The following is a 26,405-nucleotide window of genomic DNA, read 5'->3' as shown; positions in this document are numbered from 1 at the left end:
AATGAAAATAATAATCTATTCGGTAGTAGATGTATTTTACTATTCTTTTTATATTGAAGGACTTTATAATATATATGGTAGAAAGAATGTAAGTTTTGGCGCCAGGGAATTTCCTAAATTCACATCAAGAACATTAGCAGCTATAATTAAAAACAATGGAAAAGAAACCAAAATTGTAATTGATGCTCTTGATTCCCCTGGAATATCTGTGAAGGAACTTAAATGGTGCAATATTTATGGTAAGGTAAATTACAACAAATTAACCCTGCCCAATACACTTAGCGAGAAAATTAAAATACTGGGACCAAGTTTTGGAATACGGATTTGGTCTATACCTGAGACCATTTTCTTTTCCCTAAGTAATTATTATAAATCAAAAGATAGGATTTACCTAAAAAAATACTTCTTTACCAGTTATTGGCGACAATATAAAAGGCTTCCTTATAAAAAGTATTTAAAAGCCTATAAATCAAAAAATAATTATATTTATTTCATTAGTTCCCTCTGGAAAAATGAACCGGAAACAAATGAATTAAGGTCTAAATTTATAAAAGCTTGTAAAGAAATAGAAGAAATAGAATTTGAAGGTGGTTTTGCTCCCCGTTCTGATAAAAATGAATTAATTTACTCTGATCTTATAGATAAAAGAATTCCGCCTTCACAATACTTAAAAAGAATAAAGAAATCTTTTGTGGTTTTTAATACTCCGGCCGTTCAACAATGTCATGGTTGGAAATTAGCAGAATTCTTAGCTTTAGGTAAAGCTATCATAACTACATCCTATACCAATGAATTACCTGAGCCTTTAAAACACGGAATTCATGTGCATTATGTTAATCCCACTGAAGAAGAAATAAAAGAGGTGATTCGTAAAATTTTTAATGATGAGGTCTACCGAAATAGAATGGAAAAAAACTCAAAGGAGTATTTTAATCAATACTTAACGCCGAAAAAATCAATCCAAAGATTATTATCCCATTTCAACTAACTTTAAAATTATGGGAGAAAATGATAATAAGAAAATAATTAATAGAAAACAAAAAGAGTTCTACGATTCCAAGCAGAAGAATGCTGCTACCCGGCTGTGGTCTTATTTCCGGAATGGGGCCTTAAACCGGATCAAAAAAGACATCGGGGTTGAGCGGGATATCTATGAATTGCATAAAAGCTGGTTTGGCGAGCTATCTGAAAAAAAGGTGCTGGACCTGGGTTGTTATGCCGGGAACTCCCTAAGCTTTTACTTGGCTCAAAATTCTAAAGAATACCTGGGCATAGACCTGAGTCCTAAAGGTATAAACAACCTGAACCATCGACTGGAAAAGATTGCCGGAGCCCGTGCTGAGGTGATGGATTTTCTCTCAGAGGAATTCATTGAAAAAGATTTCGACCTGATCTATGCCTATGGGGTTTTACATCATTTTAAAGATGTAGATGAGTTAATAAATAAATTGCTCGAAAAACTTGCGGCCGGAGGTGAGATTATTAGTTATGACCCACTTCAGACCAGTAAGCCTATAAAGTTATTAAGAAATATCTACCGACCTTTCCAAAGTGACCGGGATTGGGAGTGGCCTTTTTCCAAAAAGACTTATTATAAGTTCGAAAAGGCATTTGAAATGAAGGAGCGTAGGGCTGTGTTGGGCAAGGCCAAGTGGAGTGCCCTGATTGGATTTATGCCGCTATCTGAAGAAAAAAAACTAACAAAGGCCAGGGCCTGGCATCAGGAAGACTGGGATTTGTCTGCCGGTTCTGATGAACATATGTTTTCATGTATGCATTTAAGTATGCGCATGGCTAAAAAGCCATCAAAATGAGATTTGCCATTTTCACCCACGTGATTCATCATAGAAATCAGGACCGTTATTATGCCTATAGCCCATATGTGCGTGAGATGAATTTGTGGTTTAAATATCCAGAAGAAGTTGAAGTTGTGGCACCTTTGGAGAAGAGAAGGAGAATGGGGGAGCAGGAGACCCGGGGAATGGAGGCTCCGTATCTTCACGAAAATTTAACTTTTACTGCAATCCCATCTTTTAATCTACTTGAAGTTAAAAATATCGTTATAACACTCGTTAAAATACCGGTGATTTTCTTCCGTATAATGGGGGCAATGCGCCGGGCCGATCACTTGCATTTGCGATGCCCGGGGAATATCGGGTTGCTTGCCGCTATTGCCCAGATCTTTTTTCCGAAGAAACCCAAATCGATTAAATACGCAGGGAACTGGGATCCCGATTCCAGGCAACCCCTCAGCTACAGGCTTCAGAAATGGATATTAAGTAATACTTTCTTGAGTCGGAATCTCAACGTATTGGTTTACGGAGACTGGCCGCGACAGACTAAAAATATAATTCCTTTTTTTACCGCAAGTTTTTCTGAAAAGGATAGAGAATTAGTTCAAAAAGATTTCAGCCCCCCATATAAGTTTGTCTATACCGGAAACCTGGTGGAAGGCAAAGGAGTCTTTGAGGCAATCAATCTTATCTGGGTGCTTAAGAAAAGAGGAGTAGAAGCCGAACTAGAGATTTACGGGGACGGAGTTTTAAAAGATTCTCTTAGAGACTTGATTCAGGAAACAGAGCTGCAAAAATTCGTACGACTAAAAGGCCGGAAAAGCCTGGAAGAATTAAAACAAGCCTATAGAAAAGCCCATTTCGTGGTTCTGCTCTCAAAGAGCGAAGGCTGGCCAAAGGCAATAGCGGAAGGAATGTGGTATGGATGTATTCCTGTGGCTACTAATATTAGTTGTCTAGCGTGGATGTTAAATTATACTAGGCGTGGAATCCTTGAGGGTTCGGGGTTCAAGGTCCAAGGTTCAAGTGTTGAGGATGTAAGTTTGGATGCTATTGCAAAGAAGGTGCAGGCGCTAATTGAGAATCCTGAGGAGATCGAGCGAATGTGCATAGCTGCGCAGAAATGGAGTCAGGAATATACTCTGGAAAAGTTTGAAAAATCGATTCGGGAATTCGTTTAAAGTTTAAGATGTTTGCCAGGGCAGGTTCAATGTTTCCCGTTCAACGTGTAAAATGAATTAGCAATTCGTGTGATATACGGTGTGTTCCGGTTTAATTTTATAATTTCAGTGTGGAATTTGTAAATATTTAAAAGATGGCTAAGGTTGCACATTTTGAGGACTTGGAGCTTTGGCAGCTGGGTTTATATATGATTATAATTTTCATTTAAATTATTTATGAGGGAATTTTTAGCCTTTCAAGAATTGCTTATCCTTTCATTTTTTGCTCGCCCAAAAAACGAAACAAAAAAGGGCGCCCTATGTAGAGGTGTTTTTTTAGCAACAGGGCCAAAAAATCGCCCATTGGCACCTAAATTTTTTCCAGGTTTTCAATTTTTTTTTACACTGCCGATTTGCTACACTTACACACGGGATAAAAAAATCGCTTCGCTCGGTTCAGTCACAATATCAAAGTATTTCAAAGAAAAAAAGCCAGATTACGGGTCATTAGCACCTGATAATTCACAAATTAAAACTCTCAACCTACAACACCCCTTCGCTAGAACTTCGGCCAGCACGGCCACAACCAACAACGGAAAATTCACTCCCGGTAGTTATCGGGACCAGAACTCAGAACCTAAAACAGACAACTCAGAACCGACACCCGAAAACAACAAACAACAAACTATAAACCATAAACAACTTCGGGTATTACAACTAATCGATACTCTAAACCCCGGCGGAGCCGAACGCATGGCGGTGAACCTTGCGAATTCGTTGATCGTAGAGATTGAAGCTTCATATCTTTGCTGTACCCGGGAAGAAGGCACGTTGAAACAGGAACTGAAAAAGGAGGTAGGCTATTTGTTTCTGAATAAAAAACACAGCCTCGACCTTAAGACATTTTGGAAGCTACGACAATTTATAAAGAAGGAAAAGATCCAGCTTGTACACGCTCATGGGACTTCCTGGTTCTGGGGGGTGTTGTTGAAGTTATCCGGACTGAAGCTAAAGTTAGTGTGGCATGATCATTACGGGGAATCGGAGTGGATCGAACAGCGGGATACAAATTTACTGAAACCTCTCTCAAAGTATTTCGATGGAATAATTTCTGTAAACGAAGATCTTAAGGCTTGGGCGCAACGGAAACTGAATTCCCCCAAAGTGATTAAGATTAATAACTTTATCGTCCCTGCTGAAGTTGCTGATTCAGGAGTCAATCTTAAAGGCGATCCTGCTGACTTTAAAATAATTTGTGTCGCCAATCTTCGTCCACAGAAAGATCATCTGAACCTGCTGGCAGCCTTTGAAAAACTCGATATAAAGGAAATCAGTCTCCATCTAATTGGGTCCGATCCGGGTACAGCTTATTCAAAGGAAGTTATAGAGAAAATTGCGAATTCAGAAAAGAAGATATTTTATTATGGCAGCTTTCCCGAAGTCTCAGGTTTTCTCAACCAGGCCGATATGGGTGTACTTGGTTCCCGCTCTGAAGGTTTGCCCTTGGCCCTCTTGGAGTATGCCCTGGCAGATTTGCCGGTGGTTTGCACCGATGTGGGTCAGTGCAAAAAGGTGACCGGAAGCTCAGCCTTGTTGGTGGGTCCCGGCGATCCCGATGCCCTGGCAGCCGGTATTGCCCAGTATTACAGGGATCCAGATCTCAGAACAAAGCATGTTCTTTCCCTGCAGACCAGGATTAGGAAAGCTTATTCAAAAGAAGGGCTGCTTCCAATTTTTCTGAAATTTTATACTAACTTGAGAACTGGATAATGGCGGCTACAAGTAGATATAAATACAATTATATAGAATTGCTTCTTCTTCACCTGGGGATGGCATTCGCAATTTACGCCTATCGACCTCTTTCTTCCTTGATTCTCTTTGGGATAATTCTCTATTTTCTTTTTATAATTATTATTCGTGAAAACCGTAATAATGAGGCCCTGATGGCCGCTGCTTATATTGCAGGAGCCGAGGTTTTTTTTAGGCAAACCGACGGGATGGTCTTCTACGAGACGGGCAAATATATGGTAATTGTCTTCCTGATAATAGGCATGTTCTTTAAAGGTACCTCTTCTCGTACCGTGCCTTATTGGACATATCTTCTCATCCTTATTCCCGGGATAGTGGTGGCTTCTATAACTATGAGCTACGAAGCCGAATTCAAGAATCAGATAGCTTTTAATCTTAGTGGCCCTGTAGCCCTCGGAGTCTCTGCCCTTTACTGCTATTATAAAAAGATAAAAGAGGAAGACTTTCAGAGAGTCCTTCTTATGCTCCTGATGCCCTTGATCGCCCAAACGTTTTTTCTCTATTTATATACTCCGAGTATGTTGGATGTAAAAATTAACCTGCAAGCAAATTATGCAGCCACGGGAGGCTTTGGACCTAACCAAATATCAACGGTTATGGGAATGGGAGCATTTTTGCTGGCCACCCGGGTTTTTACAATAAAAAATAAACTCATCAATATAATCGACCTGGTGCTGCTTGGGATGATGGGTTATAGAGCGCTGATCACCTTTTCCCGGGGCGGAGTCTTTACGGCAATCGCTTGTATTCTTGCCTTTCTCATTTTTCTTTATTATAAAAAAGGGAGCCGGGAACAAGGTCAGCTTAATTTTAAGGTATTTCTCCTGGGAGCAGCAACTTTATTAATCTGGCTATTTTCTATGGTTCAAACAGGAGGACTTTTAGGTAATCGGTATTCCAACCAGGATGCTGCGGGAAGGTTAAAGGGAGATATCACAACTGGTAGAGTGGAATTGGTGGCTACTGAACTCCATGCATTTGTAAATTATCCAATTACAGGGATCGGGGTAGGAAAAGGTAGAGAGTATAGGGAAGAAAATCTTGGTGTGGAAATAGCCACCCATAATGAGATCAGCAGGCTATTATCGGAACATGGGCTTCTTGGTTTAGTCGCATTATTCATACTTTTGCTTGTGCCGGTAATTTTCTGGACCAAGTTTAAGAACAATTATTATTTTTTAGCGTTCTTAGCTTTTTGGTTTCTTACCATAAATCATTCGGCTATGCGAATAGCGTTGCCAGCTTTTGTTTATGGACTAGCTTTATTATATATAGTAGATGACAAAAAGGATCCTTTATATAGGAAACGACTTACGCGTTAACAGCTTTACAGCAACTTATATTTCTTTCTTTAGCAAGGTGCTACGAAGAGAGGGATATAAGGTGAAAACCGCCTCCACTCGTAATAATAAGGCGTTTAGGTTGCTGGAGATGCTGGGTTTGATAATCCGCTACCATAAAAAAACCGATGTGGTCCTGATCGACACTTATGGGGCTATGAATTTCTATTACGCTTACCTGGTGGCCAAAACTTGCCAGGCCTATAACCTGGATTACATCCCTATCCTTCATGGAGGGAATCTTCCTGAGCGTTTAATGGGGTCTCGGTCCTTAAGTAAAAGCTTATTCGGAAAGGCCAAGATCAATATTGCACCTTCGCACTTTCTTTTTGATATTTTTAAAGCTGAAGGATTTGAAAATATCAAGATCATTCCCAATGCCATACAGCTAAAGAACTATCCATTTAAACAGCGCGGGGAATTCAGTCCAAAACTGCTATGGGTGCGCAGGTTTCAGAAACGCTATAACCCTTTGCTGGCTTTGCAGGTGCTAAATATTCTACAGCAGAAATATCCAAATGCCGAAATGTGTATGGTAGGTCCCGATAAGGATGGTAGTTTAAAATTATGTAAAAAATTCGCTCGCATGCATCATTTAAACGTGAAATTCCCTGGTAAACTTCCTAAAAAGAAGTGGGCGAAATTATCCCGGGACTATGATTTCTTTATCAATACTACTACTATAGATAATACACCGATAAGCGTCATTGAAGCCATGAGTCTCGGCCTAGGGGTAGTCTCCACCAATGTTGGTGGAATGCCAATATTGGTAAAGGATGGGGAAGACGGAATTCTGGTTCCCGAAAACGATGCCCAGGCAATGGCAGGTACCCTTGAGAATTTAATTGCCGACCAGGAGAAGACAGCTAATATGTGTCTTAAAGCCAGGAAGAAAGTTGAAAATTTTGACTGGGAGAAGGTTAAGGACCAATGGAACAGGGTGCTTACCTGATGAAAAACTTGATCTATATAGGCAACCAACTGAAAGATCGGGGAGGAACGCCGACTTCCATAGATATACTCGCTCCACTGTTAAGGATTGAAGGGTTTAAGATCACAACAGCCTCTTCTAAGAAGAACCAGCTGCTCCGTTTAAGTGATATGCTCCTTACGATTATTGGCCATTATAAAGGGGCTGATGCTGTTCTCATAGACACCTACAGCACGCGAAATTTTTGGTATGCAGTATACTGTGCCAAATTGTGCCGTTTGCTTTCCTTAAGATATATCTTATTGCTTCATGGGGGGCAATTGCACCGCAGAATAAAATCACATGCACAAACAACAAAAGCTCTTTTTTTTAATGCCCACCTTAATATTTGCCCTTCAGCCTATATGCAGGAAATCTTGTTGGAAGAAGGAATAAATAATGCTCGTTTTATTCCCAACCCCGTAAGGAGGAGCGATTATACCTTTAAAATTAGGAGTGAGCCAAAACCCCATTTATTATGGGTGCGTTCTTTTGCGAAAATTTATAATCCGATTTTGGCCATAAAAGTACTGGAAGAGCTGTTGGTGGATTATCCGGAAGCGAAACTTTGTATGGTAGGCCCAAAGAAGGATGAATCCTTTGAAGAGTGTGTAGCCTATGCCTTGGAAAAAGAGCTTCCTGTGGAATTTCCTGGTCTTTTAAGCAAAGACCAATGGGGTAAACTTTCAAAGGATTACGATATTTTTCTAAATACCACTGAAATTGATAACACTCCAGTAAGCCTGATTGAAGCCATGGCTTTAGGATTACCTATTGTTTCTACGCAGGTCGGAGGTATTTCCTACTTAATAAATGATATGAAAACAGGTCTTTTGGTACCACCTGGGGATGCCACTGCTATGTTGAGCCAGGTGAAAATGCTTTTGCAAAGGCCAAAACTGGCCGAAAAGATCAGTCTTGCCGCCAGGAAAAAAATTGAGGTTTTTGATTGGGAAATTGTGAAGAAGGAATGGAAAGCTTTATTGGAAGATCTTTAGTTACATATACCCAGAAATTATTAATACTGTATCTCTTTAATAAGGTTATTATACCTAAAACAAAAACCATTCATAGCTAATCAAACCATAGCCTAATTTTCTCAGGAAAAATTATATCTTAGCTTCATAACCAAGCTAGAATATGTCGGAACAACGTCCGCTGTTTCATTTTGAAATTTCCGAGCGCAAAGTCCTGCTTCGGTTGTTTGACAATGTTTGTGTTTTACTAAGTCTCAGTCTTATAGGAATCATTTTTGATTTTGATTATTTTCGTATCACTTCTGATACCTGGACCTGGACTTTGGTCTTTTTGCTTTATTTTAATATTTTCAATACCGTTTTTGAGCTCTACGATCTCCGGAAGGCAAGTATATGGGAGGCGAGTTTGCAGAATGTACTTTTGAGCACAGCCCTAACAGTGCTTTTCTTTATGCTTACTCCCTATTTTACCCCTGTGCTTCCCGAAAACAGACTACAGATTCTCTTTTTCTTCCTGGCGATAGCTTTTTCAATGCTAATCTGGCGTCTAACCTATATTAATTTGATTTCAACGCCTCGCTTTTATAAGCGGGTGTTGGTGGTGGGGGACTCCTTCGATATCCGGTTAATTGCAGATTCCCTTCAGAAGTCGGATCCCAATTATATGGTGGTAGGTTTTGTCAATACCGATCATAGAGGCAACCACGATCTGGACCAGAGCGGCTTATTGAGGTTCGACGTTGAGAAACTTTCCGATACGATCAGGGCACATCATATTAATGAAATTGTTGTAGCAAGCGGTTATCAGCAAGGGCTTATGCTCAGTCTTTATAACCAACTCAACGAACTTCTTAAAAGCGGATTTCCAATTCGGGATTATATCCAGGTTTATGAGGAAGTAACCCATCGTATTCCCGTAGAGCATGTCGATAAACACTTCTACCGGTATTTCCCATTTAGTAGAAGCAATCAAAATAAATTTTATATCCTGGCTTTTCGAGTTCTCGATATCGTGGTTTCCCTGCTCGGCCTGTTTTTCGGAATACTTATCCTACCTTTTATTCTTATAGGTAACCTATTGGCTAATCGTGGTTCCCTGTTTTATCGGCAGGAGCGTGTGGGCAAAAATGGGAAGGTTTTCCAGATAATAAAGTTAAGGACCATGAACAGGAACGCAGAACCTAATGGTCCCAGGTATGCTGAAAAGAATGATTGCCGGGTAACTGTTTTCGGTAAGTTTTTACGACGCTCGCGGATCGACGAGATACCACAGTTCTATAATGTACTGAAAGGAGATATGAGCCTTATCGGTCCAAGACCTGAAAGACCTATTTTTGTTGAAGAACTTTCCGATAGTATACCTTTCTATGATACCAGACACGTGATCAAACCAGGTCTCACTGGCTGGGCACAGGTCATGGCCGATTATGGTACCTGTCATACGGATAGTCTACTCAAACTTCAATATGATCTTTATTATATTAAACATCGCGGGATCTTTCTGGATCTTAACATACTTCTTAAAACCCTTAGTACTGTTATTTTCTTTAGGGGGCAATAATTGTTAGGCTTATTAAAAGCTCATTAGCTATTGTACCCCCTTGTGAATTCATTTTCTTGTAAAATTATTGCTACTTAAAAAGGATGATAATCCCTTGAACCCCTTCAGTTACTGTACTTATTAGCCAAGTGTATTTTTGGTATTCACCTTACTAGAAGATCCAATGTTAATCAACTATGCATTTCATCGAAAAAAAATGTATTTTGTCGCTTATTCCTACAAAATTCCTTAATTTTAATCTAATATTTTTCCTGGGATAAGAACATGAAATCATTTTACTCAAATATAATCGTAATTATCACACTATTGGTTAGTGGAGTATGCTGCGCCCAGGCTTCAGCGACTGCTAGTTTCAAAGCTTCAGCCACGATTATAGAACCCATAGGTATCACTACTACCTCAAATATGAACTTCGCCAATATTGATGCACGTAATGGGGGAACTGTGATTTTAAAACCCGATAATACCAGGAGCGCAACAGGAGGCCTTGAACTTAAAGAAGCGTCCAATGTTTCTGCAGCTACTTTTTTGGTAACAGGGCAACAAGGTTATTCTTTCAATATTAGTTTGCCCCAGGGAAGTCATGAACTCCGAAACGGGGGAGAAGCTATGGCCCTTCAGGATTTCACTGCAGAACTTGAGCAAAATGTGCTCGGAAATGGTCCGGCCCTTTTAAAAGTAGGAGCCAGTCTCTATGTCAATCCCAACCAGGAGCCCGGGGTGTATAATACCGTTGCGGACCTTCAAGTGACGGTGAATTATAATTAGTCTTTCCTTATTTCTATTAAAAATCCCTTAAACAAAACTGCTATAACGTTGTAGTTTTTAGTGATTTTTAGGTAAAAGTGTATTTCAACGAGTATTTATTTGTCTTATCGAAAAAATTAGATGGCAATAGGGGTTTTCCCCCATCTTTGCACCGTTAAATCATTTGAACCCAAATCAAATAAAATATAGACAACATGAAAAAAGTTACTTTTATCCTACTTGCACTTATTTCAGGAACTGTTTTTGCTCAAGAAGATGCTACAGCAACAGCGAATGCTGCAGCTGAAATCGTTAGTCCTATACAAATTTCTGCTGAACAAAATTTAAATTTTGGTAAGGTAGCAAATAATACCGCTGGTACAGTGGTTGTGGCTCCAAACGGTGATTTTAGTACATCCACATTAAGCCAAATAGGAACAACTTCTCCGTCAGCAGCTTCTTTCGATGTCACTGCTGCCCAAGGTTTTAGTTATACTATAGCATTACCAGGAACAGTAAACCTTTCTAATGGTACTGATAACATTACGGTAGATACTTTTGATCATAACGCTGCAGGAAACCTTGTAGGTACAGGAGGAATTCAAGCAGTAGGTGTAGGTGCCACCTTGAATGTAGCAGCAAGTCAGCCTACCGGTGAATATACAGGATCATTCGATGTTACTGTAACTTATGAATAATAAAACTTATTTAAATATATAAGAAACGCCGCCCCTATGGCGGCGTTTTTTGCTTATAACGACTAAATACCAACTAAAAAATAAAAATGAAAAAGCTTCTTTTTCTTTTTATTACGCTATCAGCCCAGCAATTCTGCCAGGCCCAGGCTTCGGCTTCGGCCACGGTTGAGAGCAGGGCAACTGTGATAGATCCTATTCAGATAGTCAAAAGCGTTGACCTTGATTTTGGGAATATTATCTCTGCTTATAACCCTGGAAGTGTGATACTTTCACCTGACGGTTCAAGGGTTGCCTATGGGGTGGAGATTTCAAGTTCGATTCCAGGGAATGTCGCTCCTGCTGAAGCGGTAGTAACTCATGGAAACAATAATTATGCGATTACCCTGCCGACCTCTTTTAGTCTGTATCATCAGGAAAATCCCAACCAGATCCTGGTGATCGATCAGTTTAGTGTAGAGAGACTACCAGGGGAAAACAGTGATGTACTGAAGATAGGAGCAACCCTTAACCTGGAAGCCAATCAGCCTGCCGGGTATTATACCAATGAAGCGGGCTTCAATGTAACAGTGTCTTATAATTGAAACCTTAAGCTTTCGTTAACATATTCTGCTTAAAATAAGTACCTTTGAAATCTGAAGTACAATTAATAATGCAGCCCCAAGGATATGAGAAAGAAACTACTTAGTCCCTTACTCTTTTTATTTATTTTAATTTTTTCAGGATTCACTCACGCTCAGGGAGACCTTATGATCATGCCTAAACGCCTGGTTTTTGATGGTTCGCAGCGTTCCCAGGAGATTGATCTGGCCAATACTGGCTCCGATACAGCGGTGTATGCGATCTCTTTTGTGAATTATAAGATGACCCAGGAAGGCAATTTCGAACAGGTGGAAAAACCCGAAGCAGGCCAGCGGTTTGCGACGGATTTCCTTAGATATTTCCCGCGAAGAGTAAGGCTAGCCCCGAATGAAGCACAAACCATCAGGGTGCAGTTAACTCGCACCGGAAACCTGGAAGAGGGCGAGTACCGCTCGCATATGTATTTCAGAGCCGTGGAGGAACAAACTGCCCTTGGTGAAGATACCGAAGAAGAGAGCGAAGGAATCTCAATAAATATCAAAACTGTTTTCGGGATCAGTATACCTATTATTATCCGTGAAGGGGAGAATACTACCCAAATAAGTCTGGAGAACATCCAACTTGATACTCAGGCGGAACAACCAAAACTTAGCCTGCAAATAAAGCGCACTGGGAATATGTCCGTGTACGGAAACTTAACGGTGACCCATATATCAACCAATGGTATTGAAACAGAAGTTGGCGTGGTTAAAGGAATTTCGGTGTACACTCCTAATTCGGTCCGAGATTTTTCATTTCAGCTAAGAGATGCCGAGAAGGTCGATCTTGGAAAAGGCAAACTCAGAATAAAATATTGGGAAGAAGAAGGCCGAGTACTGGCAAACGAAGAGAAATCTTTAGAATAGTGTAATGATAATAAACTCCCCCCGGTTTTTTAAGCTTTTTAAAATCACCTTACTGGTGATGGGGGTTTTTCTTACCCAATTAGCCTTTTCACAGAATGATTGGGATTCATCAGGGACAGGAAATTGGAATGATGTTTCCTGGTCTCAACCGGGTTTACCGGATGAAACTAGCGATGTGACCCTGGAAAACGGTACCGTCACGATTCCCGAAGGTCAAACTGTTACCATTAATTCTTTAGTAATTGGAAAGGATGCCTACCTGGATGTGCAGGGTACCCTGGTTGTTCAAGGGAATGTTACGATGACCAATAATTCCCTGGGGTTCAATATGGGGGATAACTCGGCGGTAATAATTTATGGAGATTTTGAGGTGAATAACCAGGTGAGTCTTTCCCTGGAGAGTTATCTGGTCATCTATGGCCAGTTCATTGCCAATGGGAGTGCCAATCACACCTTTTTAGATATCCAAGAGGCCAAAATATATATTTTTGAGGGTTTAGATGGAAATGGCTGGCCTGATACCTTTGATTGTACCGGGGGCCAGGATTATACTGGAACTCCGAATATTGATACAAACTGTGACTATGGTTCTACCGCTGATTATGAAGATAATCAGGAGGATTTTCCAGATGAACTGGTGGATTTGATGAACTGCTTTGACCTGAGCGATATTTCTTCCCAAAGCGTGTGTCAGGGAGAAACGGCAAGCTTCAGTGTGTCTCCCATCATTGATACACCAGTAAATTACCAGTGGCAGGAAAAAATTGGGGAAGCCGACTGGACTAATGTAGGCATGAACGCTCCTTCTTATTCTCTGGAAAATACTTCACTTGCGGATAGCGGCAACCTTTACCGACTTATTGTAAAACCAACCGATCCGGCTAATTCTAGCTGTAAAATATCTATTTCCCGAAATGTGAGCCTTGAGGTGCAACAGCCTGGAGTATGGACGGGGGCAATTGACACCGACTGGAATAACGTAGAAAACTGGAGTTGTAAGCGAATTCCTGATTTGCAAACCGATGTGCTTATCCCTGCTGGCCTTCAACGGTACCCGGTAATTAATGCTGGCGCAAATGCCTTATCGAATGATCTTACTATAGAATCAGGAGCTTCAGTGCTGGTAGATAATAACTGGCTTAGAATTGCCGGTAGCCTTGTGAATTCTCAGAATTTGAATGTAGAAACCGGGAGTGTTTCCTTTGAGGGTGAACTCCCTCAAACAATCCCTGGAGCCGCGTTTGTAAATAACCGAATTCAAAATTTGCAGATTGATAATCCTTCTGGGGTTACCTCAGAAGCCTTAATAGAACTTACAGGAATGCTCAGGGTTGCTTCGGGGAATTTTGATACCGGGAACCAATTAAGCCTAATTTCCGATGCCAGTCAAACCGCCCTTATTGACGGTTCCGGGACTGGTGAGGTCCTGGGGAATGTTACCATGCAACGTTATCTTGACAATGCATTCGGTTATAAATATTTCTCTTCTCCCTTTAAAGCCTCAAAAGTAGGTGATTTTACTGATATTAATTTGACCGAAGCCTTTCCTAATTTTTACCGCTATGATGAAAACCGAAGGATAGACAGTCTGGATCTGGATGCCACAGGTTGGGAACCCTATTTCATCCCTGAAAACGCGCTGAATATTATGGAGGGTTATGCCCTTAATTTTGGGGCCGCAACAAATGCCCTGACGGTTTCTTTGACAGGAGAAGTGAATAATGGTGATTATAGTGTTGACTTAAAAAATAATAATGGTTCGTATACCAAAGGTTTCCACCTGGTAGGAAACCCGTATCCTTCTCCTATAGATTGGGATGCTGCAGGTTGGAACAAGGTAAATATCGATGACCAGATACATTTTTTTACCGCCGGCAGTGGGAATCGATATACTGGCACCTATGAATCTTATGTCAACGGCCTTGCCCAAAACGGAGGGAATGCCACGGGGGTCATTCCGGCAATGCAGGGCTTCTTTGTAAAGGTGAGTGATTCTGACACAGGCAGTTACCCCGTTAATGGAACATTGGGAATCAGCAATGCTGCCAGGGTAAATAATTTTAGTCAGGCATTTTATCGCAAGCAGGAACCGGCTCCAAAATCGTTAATAAGACTTTATGCTTCTTTTAAAGAAGCGCCAAGTAAGGACGGAACCCTGATTTATTTTGAAAATCAGGCCAGCCAACGTTATGATAGCAGGCTGGATGCTCATAAGCTAATGAATACCGATGTGAATGTTCCTAACCTATATATTCTGACTCCAGACAAAAAGAAGCTTTCTATAAATGCATTGGCATTTTCGGAAGAGAAGAAAGAAATCCTACCTCTTGGACTAAAGACTAATAAAGGGGGTACTATCAGGATTGAACTCGGGGACCTGGAAAATCTGCCTTTTGATTTTGCTGTTTTTCTTAGGGACAATAAAACAAACAACATCGTTGATTTGCGGAAACAGTTTTACAGTTTTGAAGTAGAGAAAGGCGAAATCAATAATAGGTTTGAAGTGCTTTTTAGCCACCAACCCATTTTGACAGAGACAGAATTCGGGAATGAATTTTTTAGTGTGTTTAGCCGGGATGGAAATATGGAGGTGGATCTCAACCTTGATGAGCAAGAGGAGGGTCTTTTGAGAGTGAATTCGGTAACTGGCCAGGTCCTGGAGACCAAAGCAGGTCGAGGAAAAGAACAGGTAAATTTTGAAGGAATAAGCAGCTCCGGGGTATATTTCGTGACCCTGGAGAAAGATGGGAAGCGATATACCAAGAAAGTATTAATCAGGAAATAGGACTATGGTAAAAAATGGGCTCAGACAAATCGGATTTATCATTTGGGTATTAGGTGCTGGTCTTTTCCAGCAGCTTAGCGCTCAGGAGAATCCACCAGTTCCCATCAGTGTGGAAGTCCGTACCGCCCGGAATCTTAATTTTGGTTCTTTTGTGGCCGGTGCGGCAGGAGGGAATGTTACCGTTAGTTACGATAACCTGCGGACGGTCAACGGGGATATCTTTGAGCTTAATTTTGGCATGGAGGCTTCGGCTGCATTATTTGATGTATATGCCAATCCCGGAACAATTATTTATATTCAGGACACGAGTCCCTATATTCTGGAGAATCAAGGCACAGGAGCCCAAATTTATCTTTATATCAATAGCTTTAGTACTGGCCGGCGTACTTTTGTGACCACGGCACCCGATGCCGAGAGCCCTAATGAGGTCTTTGTAGGGGGCACGTTGCAAATTCCTGCTGATAATTCAGGGAGCCTTCCGGGAACTTATAACGGTACTTTCACTTTAAATTTTATCCATCAGTAAGCTCCATTATCGATGAATAGAATTACTTCGAATTTTCCTCCAAAACCTAAACGATTCCATCTTCTAATTTTATTTTTTCTTTTGTGCTCCTTATCAGTAAGCGCGCAAGAAACTTTTCCCGAATATGATGAGCTCAGTGTCGAAATGACTGTACCAAGACTCGGCACCATCGATATCCCTATTGCTATAAAAGGTCAAGATGCCTATTTACCAGTTCAGGAATTATTTGATTTTCTGAAGATAAAGAATGAAGAAACTTCTGATGGGATCACAGGTTTTATAGTCCACCCGGATTCCACATACAGGATGAATTTCCAGGAAAACTATATTCTGTTTAAAGGTGAGGAGTTTGACCTTCCAGCTTCAGATTTCATCGAAACTCCAATAGGCACTTATCTCAAGTCGAATTACTTTGGAGATATTTTCGGACTTGATACCCAGTTTTCTTTTAGGAGTCTTTCCGTTGATCTCGACACCGAATTAGAATTACCGGTGATCAAGGAAATGCGGTTAAAGAAAATGAGGGAGAATCTCAACCGTGTTCGGGGCGAAGTCAAACCCGATACCACTATTGCCAGAAGATATCCTTTTTTTAAACCCGGAACCCTGGATTGGGGGGTGGTGACCACCCAGCAAACCGACTTTGAGAACGACAACAGACTGAGCCTGGGTCTGGGCACCATGTTCCTTGGAGGAGAGACTAATTTAATGCTGAATTATTCTTCCAGGGTACCTTTTAATTCCCGCAACCAGTTTTACCAGTGGCGCTATGTGAACAATGAGAGCAAGCTGTTCAAACAGGTGAGCGTAGGTCGGATTTTTGCACGTGCCACCTCTTCGTTATTTGCACCGGTAAGCGGGGTACAGGTCAGTAACAGCCCTATGCAAAACCGCCGGTCTTTTGGTACTTACCTTTTGAATGATTATACCGACCCACGCTGGACGGTGGAACTCTACGTGAATAATGTACTGATAGATTTTACCCAGGCAGATGCCTCTGGGTTTTATTCCTTTGAAGTCCCGTTGATGTATGGAAATACTGCCGTGAGTCTTCGCTTTTACGGCCCCTGGGGGGAGGAAAGGGTAGAGGAGCGGGTAATCAATATCCCTTATAATTTTGTTCCGAAGAATGAAGTGGAATATACCCTTAGTGCTGGAGTGGTAGAGAATGAACAGTGGCAACGTTTTTCCCGGTTTAATCTCAATTACGGGTTAAGCAATGCTATTACCATCGGGGGTGGTGTGGAGTACCTTTCTGAAGTGACCAGTGGTGAAGTGATGCCTTTTGTGAATTCCTCAGTACGGATAGCTTCCGGATTATTGTTCTCCGGGGAATATATGTACGGGGTAAAAGGAGAAGGCTTACTGAGTTATCGCTCACCAAAAAACTTGCAGGTTGATCTGAATTACATCAAATATGATCAGAACCAGACGGCAATAAATTTCAACTACCTGGAAGAGAGAAAAATAAGTTTATCCACGCCAATCAGGGGGAATAATTTCTCGATGTTCGGGAGGTTTAGCCTCAACCAGATCATCATGCCGACAACCGAGTTCACGACAGCACAAATGCTGCTTTCGGGAGCTGTGTTTGGGGTCAGTACCAATTTTACCACCTATGGTATTTATAACGACAGGGTAAAGCAGCCAACGATTTACAGCTCGCTTTCACAAACCTACAGATTGCCAAAACGTTTCTTGTTCTCACCGCAGGTGCAATATGATTACAGCAGATCGCAGTTCAATAATCTGATCCTGGAATTGGAACGGCCCATCTTTGAACGTGGTTTTCTGAATCTTGCTTACGAAAACAACTTCCTGCGGGACGCCCATATTTTTGAAGTCGGGTTCCGGTACGCGCTAAATTTTGCACAAACCTCTATTACCTCAAGGATAGGAAACCGTAATTCCTCTTTTGTGCAATCCGCAAGGGGAAGTATGATGCTTGATGACAATACCGGTCAAATCCTGACCAGTAACCGCAGTGCCATGTCTAAAGCCGGGTTAACTATTATTCCATTTCTGGATTTTAATGGGAATGGGGTGCGAGACCCTATGGAACCAGGAGTTCCGGGAATGGAGTTAAAGAACCGAACCGGAAGACTGAGCTATCATGAAGATGAAACCATCCTTAGGATTCGTGACTTACAGCCTTATCTGGATATGGTCCTTGAAATAGATCCGGTAAGTTTAGATAATATCGCCTGGAAGATCCCTAATCCAAAAATTAAGGTGCATACCTTGCCTAATCACTTCCAGGAAATTCATGTGCCCGTTGAAGTCATGGGGGAAGTCAGTGGAATGGTCTATATGGAAGACGATGGTCTTAGAGGACAGGGCAGGATTGTGATCAATATATTGGATGCACAAGGAAATAAAGCTGCCAGAATTCTCAGTGAAGGTGATGGATATTTCACTTATCTCGGGCTAAAACCAGGCCAGTACACCGCAGAAATTGATCAGGCGCAACTGGAAAAACTGGGGTATGTTTCCGTTCCGGAAGCTATTGAATTTGAAATAGAGGTGGATGAATATGGAGATATTGTGGATACCTTGGAATTTGTTCTAAAAAAGCAATAGGCTCGCTGGTTAAGTCTTGATGGACTAACCGGTTGCAAGCGCCCTGTAAGGTGGTGTGCTTCTTGAAGGCTCCAGGCTCAAACCCTTCCCTTTCTGAAAGTCCATTGCACTATTGGTGAGTGGCTTTGGAATTTACATCTTTAGCCTCCTTCAAGAACCATGCTTGCAGACCAGTTTTTTTATGAGGGTCTGCTTCTCCGGTATTTTACCATGGCGAATAAGAATATGAACAAGGCCAAAAACTGTGCTACCCGGGCCAGGTAATCCCCATACTGCACATAGAAGGTCTCTTTATTGTTGACCAGGATCTCCGATTTAATACTACCTTGTTTTTCGTACCCCAGGCTTTTTACAATATTTCCTTTTTGATCTATAAAGGCCGAGATCCCTGTGTTGGCGCTTCTCACTATATCTTTTCGGGTTTCTATGGCTCTTAATTTGGCATAACTCAAATGTTGTTTATGCCCCTGGGTATTGCCCCACCAGGCGTCATTGGTGATGATGCTAAGAAAACCCGCACCGTTTCTGATATAACCGGTAACATAATCCCCATAAACTGATTCGTAGCATATAATCGGTGCTGCTGCCGCAGCTTTCCCGTTTTCCATTTCGAAGACCGAACGTTCTTCCTGGGTGGTTTTCATGGCCACGGTGCCGCCCAGATCAATCATAATATCTCCCAGGATGGGTTTAAGGATGTCCTGGTAGGGGAAGTTCTCGACCCCAACTACCAATTTGGATTTATGATAAAGCTGGGTAGAGTCCGTACTGTTCATCATATATGCCGAATTATAATCGTCATACCAGTCATTAGGACCAAGCTGATTGCTTTGTTCCCTGACCCTGGAGGGGTCATTGAAGCGTTCATAGAAGGATATCCCGCTTAAAAAATTGATGTTTGGATACCTGTTCAAAAGCTGCCTGCTAAAAAAAGCTGCTTCTGATTCCTCAAAATTCGGAAGCACGGTACCATCGGCAAAAACCGTCTCAGGAGCCACAAGGAGCCTGGTATTTTCCGTGGTCTTTTCTTCGGCTAAATCCAGCAGAAGTTGCCCGATACGAGTATCATTGATGTTATATTTTTCGGTATAGGGGTCGATGTTGGGTTGCAGAATCACTACCTCGAGCTTTTCCCCTTCAGCCTCATAATTGGACAAAATGATCCAGGAAAGACCCAGAGGGATTAAAATGAGGAGGGCACTTTTAAATATTCCACGATAGATGACGGCCTTATCCCTGTATTCCCGGTAAAGAATTACCGCTTTGAAAACGGCGATGTTTACCAGCCAAACCCAAAGAGTCCCACCAAAGGTACCGGTGTATTCATACCATTGCACCCAGTTATGATACTCCGAAAAGGCATTGCCCAGGTTAAGCCAGGGCCATGAAAACTCCCATTCCAGATGGAGTTTTTCAAAAACCATCCAGATGCTGACCAGGAAAGTAGCCGCCGCCCCAAAGCCGGTGCGTTTTGCTACTATATGGTAGAGCATAAATACCAGGGCCATAAGCAGGGAATTCACCAGGATGGCAAAAGCTCCTCCAAAAGCGGTACTGAAATAGATCCAATAGGTGGTGATTAAATTCCAGGTGAAAAAACTAAGGTAAGCCAGGGCAAATACCTTCCAACCGGTATGGCTTTTGGAAAAATTCCTTAGTTTAAACTCGCCGTAGAGCAAGGGAGCAAAGGCGAAAAACAGCAACAGGGGAAAACCATAAGTAGGCCAGGCCAGGGCAAGTAAAATTCCAGAGAAAAGGGCGTATAAAAAATTCTTCATATGTTGTTATTCTTTTCAAAAATAGGAAACTGAGACTTGTTTTCGAGCCAGCCTAATGAAAAAAGCTGTTAATCCTCGTTTTTGAAAATTTTAAGGACTTCTAATCTTCTAAATTTAACTTTAGTATTTTTACCAAAAACTACACCAATGACCATCAAAAGATACGTTCCAAACTTTATTACTCATCTCAACCTCCTTAGTGGGACCATCGCCGTAATATTTGCCGTGCAGGGAAATTTAATTATGGCGGCTGTGCTGGTGGCCGCGGGAGTTTTCTTTGATTTTTTTGATGGCCTGGCGGCAAGAGCCCTGGATGTGAAAAGCGAAGTTGGACTGCAACTGGATTCATTGGCCGATGTGGTTACCAGTGGGGTAGTACCCGGAATTGTAATGTACCAGATGCTCAGTAAGGCACTTCCGAATCCCCAGGCAGCCTCCACAACCCAGTGGAGTATCCAGGGGACCTGGTGGGAATGGAATTTTAATACCTTAGCCTTTATAGGGTTGTTTATTACCCTGGCTTCGGCTTTCAGGCTGGCCAAATTCAATGTAGATGATCGCCAGACGGATTCTTTTATAGGACTTCCTACCCCGGCCAACGCCATGTTGATACTAAGCTTACCGTTAATTCTAACTTTCCAGCCCGGGGAGATGATCACTTCCCTGTTGCTCAATGAGTGGTTCCTGATTGGGCTAACTTTGCTAAGCTGTTATCTGCTTAATGCAGAGATCAAACTCTTTGCACTTAAATTCAGTGACTGGTCTTTTGCCAATAATAAGCTGCGATATTTTTTCCTCTTGGGGTCCCTGGCATTAATCCTAATTTTTCAGTTTATTGCCATTCCTCTTATTATTGTGAGCTACGTTATACTTTCGGTTCTGGTACCGGAAAAGGAAGAGGTGTAAACTAAAACTCTAAAAAGGCTAATCGAAGATCTTTTTCTTTCGGAGTTCAAAATTCTTTCCAAGGTAGACCTTTCTTACCATCTCATCCTCGGCGAGTTCTTCAGGTTCCCCGTGTTTGAGGATACTTCCTTCGAACATAAGGTAGGTGCGATCGGTAATAGCAAGAGTCTCCTGGACGTTATGATCCGTGATGAGGATACCGATGTTCTTATTCTTTAACTGGGCCACAATACGCTGAATGTCTTCTACGGCGACAGGGTCAACCCCCGCAAAAGGTTCATCGAGCAGGATGAATTTCGGATTGGTAGCCAGGGCACGCGCAATCTCGGTACGACGACGTTCTCCCCCGCTTAGTAGGTCCCCCCGGTTTTTCCTGATGTGATTTAACCCAAATTCCTCAATGAGGGACTCCATCTTAAGGTGTCGTTCTTTTTTTGAGAGATCGGTGAGTTCCAGCACGCTCATAATATTATCCTCGATACTTAATTTCCTGAAGACCGAAGCTTCCTGGGCCAGGTAACCTATCCCGTGCTGGGCCCGTTTATACATGGGGTATTTGGTGATTTCCGCACTGTCGAGAAAGATCCTGCCGCTATTGGGCTTAATAAGACCCACGATCATATAGAAAGAGGTTGTTTTTCCGGCACCATTGGGACCCAAGAGCCCCACGATCTCCCCCTGGTTTACCTCGATGGAAATACCCTTTACAACTGCTTTTCCTTTATATTTCTTTACTAAGTCTTCAGCGCGTAATTTCATCCTGTAAATTTAATGCTCTAAGTTACATTAATTATACCAGCCTTATTCTTTGACTTTTTCAAGTTCTTCCCAGTATTCAAATGCCCTGCGAAGGTGAGGTATCACGATCGTTCCTCCCACAAGGGTACCGATACTGAGGGTTTCCATAACTTCCTCGCGGTTTAAATTGGCTTTATGGCTGCTTTCCAGGTGATATTTTACACAATCGTCACATCTTAGCACCAGGGAAGCCACCAGGCCTAGAAGTTCCTTTGTTTTTTTATCAAGGGCGCCTTCGGTGAAGGCATTGGTATCAAGATTGAAGATCCTTTTTAAAACCTTGTTATTTTCATTGAGGATCTTATCATTCATCTGAGCACGATACTCATTAAATTCTTCAACTTTATTGCTCATAGCCTTGGTTTTTTAATTTTCGTTGTTCCTGTTTATAGATCACCTTAGAGATGATGATACTCACTTCATAGAGTAAGAGCACTGGAATGGCGACAATAATCTGGCTCACAATATCCGGAGGGGTGATTATGGCAGAAAGGATAAGTACCAGCACCAATGCGTATTTTCTGTATTTCTTTAGGAAATCGGGCGTTACAATCCCGATTCGGGTAAGAAAATAGATCAGAATGGGTAATTCAAAAATAAGTCCGCTTGCCAACACAGAGGCTCTTACCAGGCCAATATAACTGCTCAGGTCAAAATCATTAAAAACCGTTTCACTTACCTGGTATTTCCCCAGGAAATTAATGGAAAGTGGGGTGACCACGTAATATCCAAAGATCACACCGGTAAAGAATAACAGGGAGGAAATAAAGATAAATCCTTTGGCGTACCGGCGTTCATTATTATGCATGGCAGGGGCCACAAATTTCCAGAATTCATAAATCACATACGGGAAAGCTATGATAAACCCGGCAGTAATTGAAGTCCAAACGTGGGCAGAGAACTGCCCGCCCATGGTTCTACTTTGAATCCGGAAAGGCATCTCGTCAAAACAAAACCCCCCGTCAATTCCTATAGCCGTGGAGATACGGCAAAGGATATCGTAGGAAAAGAAACTCCCTTTACTGGGGCCGAATAGCAGCACATCAAAAATAAATCCTTTGGCCAGAAAGGCTAAACTTCCTGCAATGACTACCGCAAGAGTAGCACGTATAAGATGCCATCGCAGGTCTTCTAAATGATCAAGGAATGACATTTCTTCCTGGGGAGTACCTATTTGCTTCATTATAAAATACCTTCTCTAATTAAATTATGAATATGGACAACCCCTGAGTATTTCCCGTTTTCTACTGCCAGGAGCTGGGAGATTTTGTTTTCTTCCAACATATCCAGGGCATCCACTGCGAGGGTATCCTGATTGATTGTTTTTGGGTTGAGACTCATTATATCCCTTGCGGTAAGCTTTTGAAACTCGGTGTTTTTTTTCAGCATTCGCCTTATATCGCCATCGGTAATTATACCAATGATCTTATCGCTTTCCAGCACTGCAGTTACACCTAGCATTTTTTCAGAAATTTCGATGATAGCATCGGTTACGGAAGTATCGGGAGATACCGCCGGTTTCTGGTTCTGGGCAGTGATATCACTTACCCTGAGATAGAGTTTCTTACCAAGGGATCCCCCTGGGTGATATTTGGCAAAGTCTTTTCGTGAAAAACCCTTTAAGTTAACCAGGGCAATGGCCAGGGCATCACCCAGGACCATTTGCGCCGTTGTACTTGTGGTAGGGGCGAGGTTGTTTGGGCAGGCTTCCTTTTCTACATAGGAGTTCAGGAAAAAATCTGCTTCCTGGCCCAGAAATGAGTTTTTATCCGCAGTAATTCCTATAAGGGGATTTTTAAAGTCTTTAATATAAGGAACAAGAACCTTGATCTCGGGGCTGTTCCCGCTCTTGGAGATACAAATCACCACATCGTCCTTCTGAATATTTCCCAAATCTCCGTGAATCGCGTCGGCCGCGTGCATAAAAATAGCAGGGGTACCGGTGGAATTTAAGGTAGCTACGATCTTATTGGCAATTATGGCGCTTTTTCCTATTCCTGTAACCACCACTCTTCCTTTAGAATGATAAATTTTTTCTACCGCTTGAACGAACTCATTATCAATAAGATGTTCTAAATTTGCAATCGCTTTGGCTTCAATGGAAATGGTTTCTCGGGCAGCAATAAGAATTTTTTCCTGGAGTTTCAAATTAGATAAAATTATGAATTGTGGGTTTAAAGAAATATGTATCTTTAGTTTGCAAATGTATGTAAAATTGTAACACAATTGAATGAGTTTGAAGGAAATTGATTTACACCAACAGCTAAAGAAGTACTTTGGATTTAGCCAATTCAAAGGGCTTCAGGAAGAGGTGATTACCAGTATTGTGAAAGGAAACAATACCTTTGTGGTAATGCCTACCGGAGGAGGGAAATCCCTATGTTACCAACTCCCTGCGTTGATTGAAGAAGGAACGGCAATTGTGGTTTCGCCCCTTATCGCTTTAATGAAAAACCAGGTAGATGCTATTCGTGGAATTTCCTCGCAACATGGCGTGGCCCATGTCCTTAATTCCTCCCTGAACAAAACAGAAGTCAGGCAGGTAAAAGAGGATATCTCGAATGGGGTGACTAAATTACTATATGTAGCTCCCGAATCGCTTACCAAAGAAGATCATGTTGATTTTCTTAAAAGGCAGAAAATCTCTTTTATGGCCATTGATGAAGCACACTGTATCAGTGAGTGGGGCCATGATTTCAGACCGGAATACCGGAATCTCAGGCAAATTATTAAAAGAATAGGAGATAACATTCCTATCATTGCCCTTACAGCTACCGCAACTCCGAAGGTTCAGGAAGATATTTTAAAAAACCTGGGGATACCTGATGCTAAAACCTTTAAGGCGAGTTTCAACAGGCCTAACCTGTATTACGAAGTACGACCAAAGACAAAAAATGTCGATGCCGATATTATTCGTTTTGTCAAACAAAACGAAGGCAAATCGGGGATCATTTATTGTCTGAGTCGAAAAAAGGTGGAAGAACTGGCCCAGACCCTTCAGGTCAACGGGATAAAAGCCGTGCCTTATCATGCCGGGCTTGATGCCAAGACCCGTTCCAAGCATCAGGACATGTTCCTGATGGAGGATATTGATGTGGTGGTAGCCACTATCGCTTTCGGAATGGGAATTGACAAACCCGATGTGCGTTTTGTGATCCACCATGATATCCCCAAGAGTATAGAAAGTTATTACCAGGAAACCGGTAGGGCTGGTCGTGATGGTGGTGAAGGACATTGTCTTGCTTTTTATTCCTATAAGGACATTGAGAAGCTGGAAAAATTCATGAGTGGTAAACCGGTGGCCGAACAGGAAATTGGACATGCGCTTTTACAGGAAGTCGTGGCCTATGCCGAGACTTCGGTGTCACGTCGGAAATTCATCCTCCATTATTTCGGGGAAGCTTTCGACCAGGAAACCGGGGAAGGGGCTTCCATGGATGATAACGTTAGGCATCCCAAGAAAAAGCACGAAGCTAAGGAAGAGGTGGAACTCCTACTCAAAACGATAAAAGAGACCAAAGAACTATACAAGGCCAAGGAAGTGGTTAAGACCCTTATCGGGAAATCCAATGCGGTAATCCTATCGCATAGAACCAATGAACATCCGCTTTTTGGGAAGGGCAAAAACAGGGATGGAAAATATTGGATGGCCCTTATAAGGCAGGTATTGGTTTCGGGTTATCTAAAGAAAGATATCGAGACTTACGGCGTGATTAAACTTACCGATAAAGGCCGAAAATACCTGGAAGATCCACAGTCCTTTATGATGACCGAAGACCATATTTTTGACAGTACCACGGAAAGCGTGACGGTCAATGCCCAAACGGCAGGCGGCGGGGTGGATAAAACCCTGGTGAAAATGCTTAAGGAACTCCGCAAGAAAGTAGCCAAGAAAAGGGAAGTTCCTCCTTTTGTTGTCTTTCAGGATCCTTCTCTTGAGGATATGGCCTTGAAATATCCGATCACCATGGAAGAGCTTAATAATATTTATGGTGTCGGGGAAGGCAAGGCTAAAAAATACGGAAAAGAATTCGTGGATCTCATCGGCAGGTATGTGGAGGATAATGATATTATCAGACCGGATGACCTGGTCGTTAAATCAACCGGTGCCAATTCCGCACTTAAGCTTTACATCATTCAGAGCGTGGACCGGAAATTGCCTCTTGATGATATTGCCTCCGCTAAGGGGATGGAAATGCCGGAATTTATCAAGGAGATGGAAGCCATCGTTTATAGCGGTACCAAACTCAATATCGATTACTGGGTAGATGATATCCTGGATGAAGATCAGCAGGAGGAACTACATGAATATTTCATCGAGGCTGAATCGGACAATATAGATGCTGCCATAGAGGAATTTGAAGGAGAGTATGATGATGAGGAACTACGCCTTTACCGGATAAAATTCATCAGTGAGGTGGCCAATTAGCCATCATTATGATACCTGGGAGCTATGATTCAATCTTCATTCATGGCTTCCCCGGGCTTTTTTT

Annotated in this window: 22 protein-coding genes; 17 read left to right on the top strand and 5 right to left on the bottom strand. The window is 41.9% G+C overall.

All coding sequences use genetic code 11. The features are described 5' to 3' along the window. Position 1 precedes the first annotated feature (1 nt). From ACW6NC_RS08110 to ACW6NC_RS08040, 15 genes are all read left to right on the top strand, one after another. Entirely contained in the window at positions 2–988 is a 987-nt protein-coding gene (locus ACW6NC_RS08110) for a glycosyltransferase (protein WP_457865072.1), read from the top strand. Between the two features lie 10 nt (positions 989–998). Then, entirely contained in the window at positions 999–1,814 is an 816-nt protein-coding gene (locus tag ACW6NC_RS08105) for a class I SAM-dependent methyltransferase (protein WP_457865071.1), read from the top strand. Next, entirely contained in the window at positions 1,811–2,974 is a 1,164-nt protein-coding gene (locus ACW6NC_RS08100; protein ID WP_457865070.1) for a glycosyltransferase family 4 protein, read from the top strand. Before ACW6NC_RS08105 ends, ACW6NC_RS08100 begins: the two co-directional genes overlap by 4 nt. A gap of 342 nt (positions 2,975–3,316) precedes the next feature. Continuing rightward, a complete protein-coding gene (locus tag ACW6NC_RS08095; RefSeq protein ID WP_457865068.1) occupies positions 3,317–4,723 on the top strand; it encodes a glycosyltransferase in 1,407 nt (468 codons plus the stop codon). After that, on the top strand, positions 4,723–6,084 hold the full coding sequence (locus ACW6NC_RS08090) for an O-antigen ligase family protein (protein WP_457865066.1): 1,362 nt from the start codon (positions 4,723–4,725) through the stop codon (positions 6,082–6,084). Before ACW6NC_RS08095 ends, ACW6NC_RS08090 begins: the two co-directional genes overlap by 1 nt. Continuing rightward, positions 6,041–7,054, top strand: a complete 1,014-nt coding sequence (locus ACW6NC_RS08085) for a glycosyltransferase family 4 protein (protein ID WP_457865064.1) — start codon at positions 6,041–6,043, stop codon at positions 7,052–7,054. The genes ACW6NC_RS08090 and ACW6NC_RS08085 overlap by 44 nt, the downstream gene beginning before the upstream one ends. Beyond that, positions 7,054–8,070, top strand: a complete 1,017-nt coding sequence (locus ACW6NC_RS08080; RefSeq protein WP_457865062.1) for a glycosyltransferase family 4 protein — start codon at positions 7,054–7,056, stop codon at positions 8,068–8,070. The genes ACW6NC_RS08085 and ACW6NC_RS08080 overlap by 1 nt, the downstream gene beginning before the upstream one ends. A 142-nt stretch (positions 8,071–8,212) precedes the next feature. Beyond that, positions 8,213–9,610 (top strand): sugar transferase, encoded by a 1,398-nt coding sequence (locus ACW6NC_RS08075; protein WP_457865060.1) that lies wholly within the window; start codon positions 8,213–8,215, stop codon positions 9,608–9,610. A 264-nt stretch (positions 9,611–9,874) separates the two neighbouring features. After that, a complete protein-coding gene (locus ACW6NC_RS08070; protein ID WP_457865058.1) occupies positions 9,875–10,378 on the top strand; it encodes a DUF4402 domain-containing protein in 504 nt (167 codons plus the stop codon). 194 nt (positions 10,379–10,572) lie between these two features. Beyond that, positions 10,573–11,055 (top strand): DUF4402 domain-containing protein, encoded by a 483-nt coding sequence (locus tag ACW6NC_RS08065; RefSeq protein ID WP_457865057.1) that lies wholly within the window; start codon positions 10,573–10,575, stop codon positions 11,053–11,055. A gap of 86 nt (positions 11,056–11,141) precedes the next feature. Further along, positions 11,142–11,636, top strand: a complete 495-nt coding sequence (locus tag ACW6NC_RS08060) for a DUF4402 domain-containing protein (RefSeq protein ID WP_457865055.1) — start codon at positions 11,142–11,144, stop codon at positions 11,634–11,636. Positions 11,637–11,720: 84 nt separating this feature from the next. After that, positions 11,721–12,539, top strand: coding sequence for a fimbrial biogenesis chaperone (locus ACW6NC_RS08055; protein WP_457865053.1), 819 nt, complete (start codon positions 11,721–11,723; stop codon positions 12,537–12,539). Positions 12,540–12,543: 4 nt separating this feature from the next. After that, positions 12,544–15,324, top strand: a complete 2,781-nt coding sequence (locus ACW6NC_RS08050) for a T9SS type A sorting domain-containing protein (RefSeq protein WP_457865051.1) — start codon at positions 12,544–12,546, stop codon at positions 15,322–15,324. A 4-nt stretch (positions 15,325–15,328) separates the two neighbouring features. Beyond that, positions 15,329–15,850, top strand: coding sequence for a DUF4402 domain-containing protein (locus ACW6NC_RS08045; protein WP_457865050.1), 522 nt, complete (start codon positions 15,329–15,331; stop codon positions 15,848–15,850). 81 nt (positions 15,851–15,931) lie between these two features. Further along, the gene (locus ACW6NC_RS08040; RefSeq protein ID WP_457865048.1) at positions 15,932–18,430 is read left to right on the top strand and encodes a hypothetical protein; all 2,499 of its coding nucleotides are present in this window, start codon (positions 15,932–15,934) and stop codon (positions 18,428–18,430) included. Positions 18,431–18,609: 179 nt separating this feature from the next. Here the strand turns inward: ACW6NC_RS08040 and lnt are convergent, their stop codons facing one another. After that, positions 18,610–20,208, bottom strand: a complete 1,599-nt coding sequence (lnt, locus tag ACW6NC_RS08035) for an apolipoprotein N-acyltransferase (RefSeq protein ID WP_457865046.1) — start codon at positions 20,206–20,208, stop codon at positions 18,610–18,612. Between the two features lie 147 nt (positions 20,209–20,355). Here lnt and ACW6NC_RS08030 point away from each other — a divergent pair, with 147 nt between their 5' ends. Continuing rightward, positions 20,356–21,114: a CDP-alcohol phosphatidyltransferase family protein gene (locus ACW6NC_RS08030; protein WP_457865045.1), complete on the top strand. Its 759-nt coding sequence runs from the start codon at positions 20,356–20,358 to the stop codon at positions 21,112–21,114. Between the two features lie 18 nt (positions 21,115–21,132). Here ACW6NC_RS08030 and lptB read toward each other — a convergent pair whose 3' ends face one another. The 4 genes from lptB to ACW6NC_RS08010 are packed head-to-tail and all read right to left on the bottom strand — an operon-like array spanning position 21,133 to position 24,060. Then, positions 21,133–21,873 (bottom strand): LPS export ABC transporter ATP-binding protein, encoded by a 741-nt coding sequence (gene lptB, locus ACW6NC_RS08025; RefSeq protein ID WP_457865043.1) that lies wholly within the window; start codon positions 21,871–21,873, stop codon positions 21,133–21,135. A gap of 42 nt (positions 21,874–21,915) precedes the next feature. Beyond that, positions 21,916–22,266, bottom strand: coding sequence for a carboxymuconolactone decarboxylase family protein (locus ACW6NC_RS08020; RefSeq protein WP_457865041.1), 351 nt, complete (start codon positions 22,264–22,266; stop codon positions 21,916–21,918). Continuing rightward, complete coding sequence (gene tatC / locus ACW6NC_RS08015) at positions 22,256–23,095, bottom strand: twin-arginine translocase subunit TatC (protein ID WP_457865039.1); 840 nt, start codon at positions 23,093–23,095, stop codon at positions 22,256–22,258. The genes ACW6NC_RS08020 and tatC overlap by 11 nt, the downstream gene beginning before the upstream one ends. Beyond that, the gene (locus ACW6NC_RS08010) at positions 23,095–24,060 is read right to left on the bottom strand and encodes a KpsF/GutQ family sugar-phosphate isomerase (protein WP_457865038.1); all 966 of its coding nucleotides are present in this window, start codon (positions 24,058–24,060) and stop codon (positions 23,095–23,097) included. Before ACW6NC_RS08010 ends, tatC begins: the two co-directional genes overlap by 1 nt. Positions 24,061–24,142: 82 nt before the next feature. Between ACW6NC_RS08010 and recQ the strand changes: the two genes are divergently transcribed. Beyond that, positions 24,143–26,341 carry a DNA helicase RecQ gene (recQ, locus tag ACW6NC_RS08005; RefSeq protein ID WP_457865037.1) on the top strand — a complete coding sequence of 733 codons (2,199 nt, stop codon included), beginning with the start codon at positions 24,143–24,145 and terminating at the stop codon, positions 26,339–26,341. The last annotated feature ends 64 nt before the right edge of the window (positions 26,342–26,405 follow it).

The organism is Salegentibacter profundi (genome assembly GCF_054121475.1).
The sequence above is the reverse complement of the archived record's forward strand: the minus strand, read 5'-3'. Positions and strand labels throughout refer to the sequence as shown.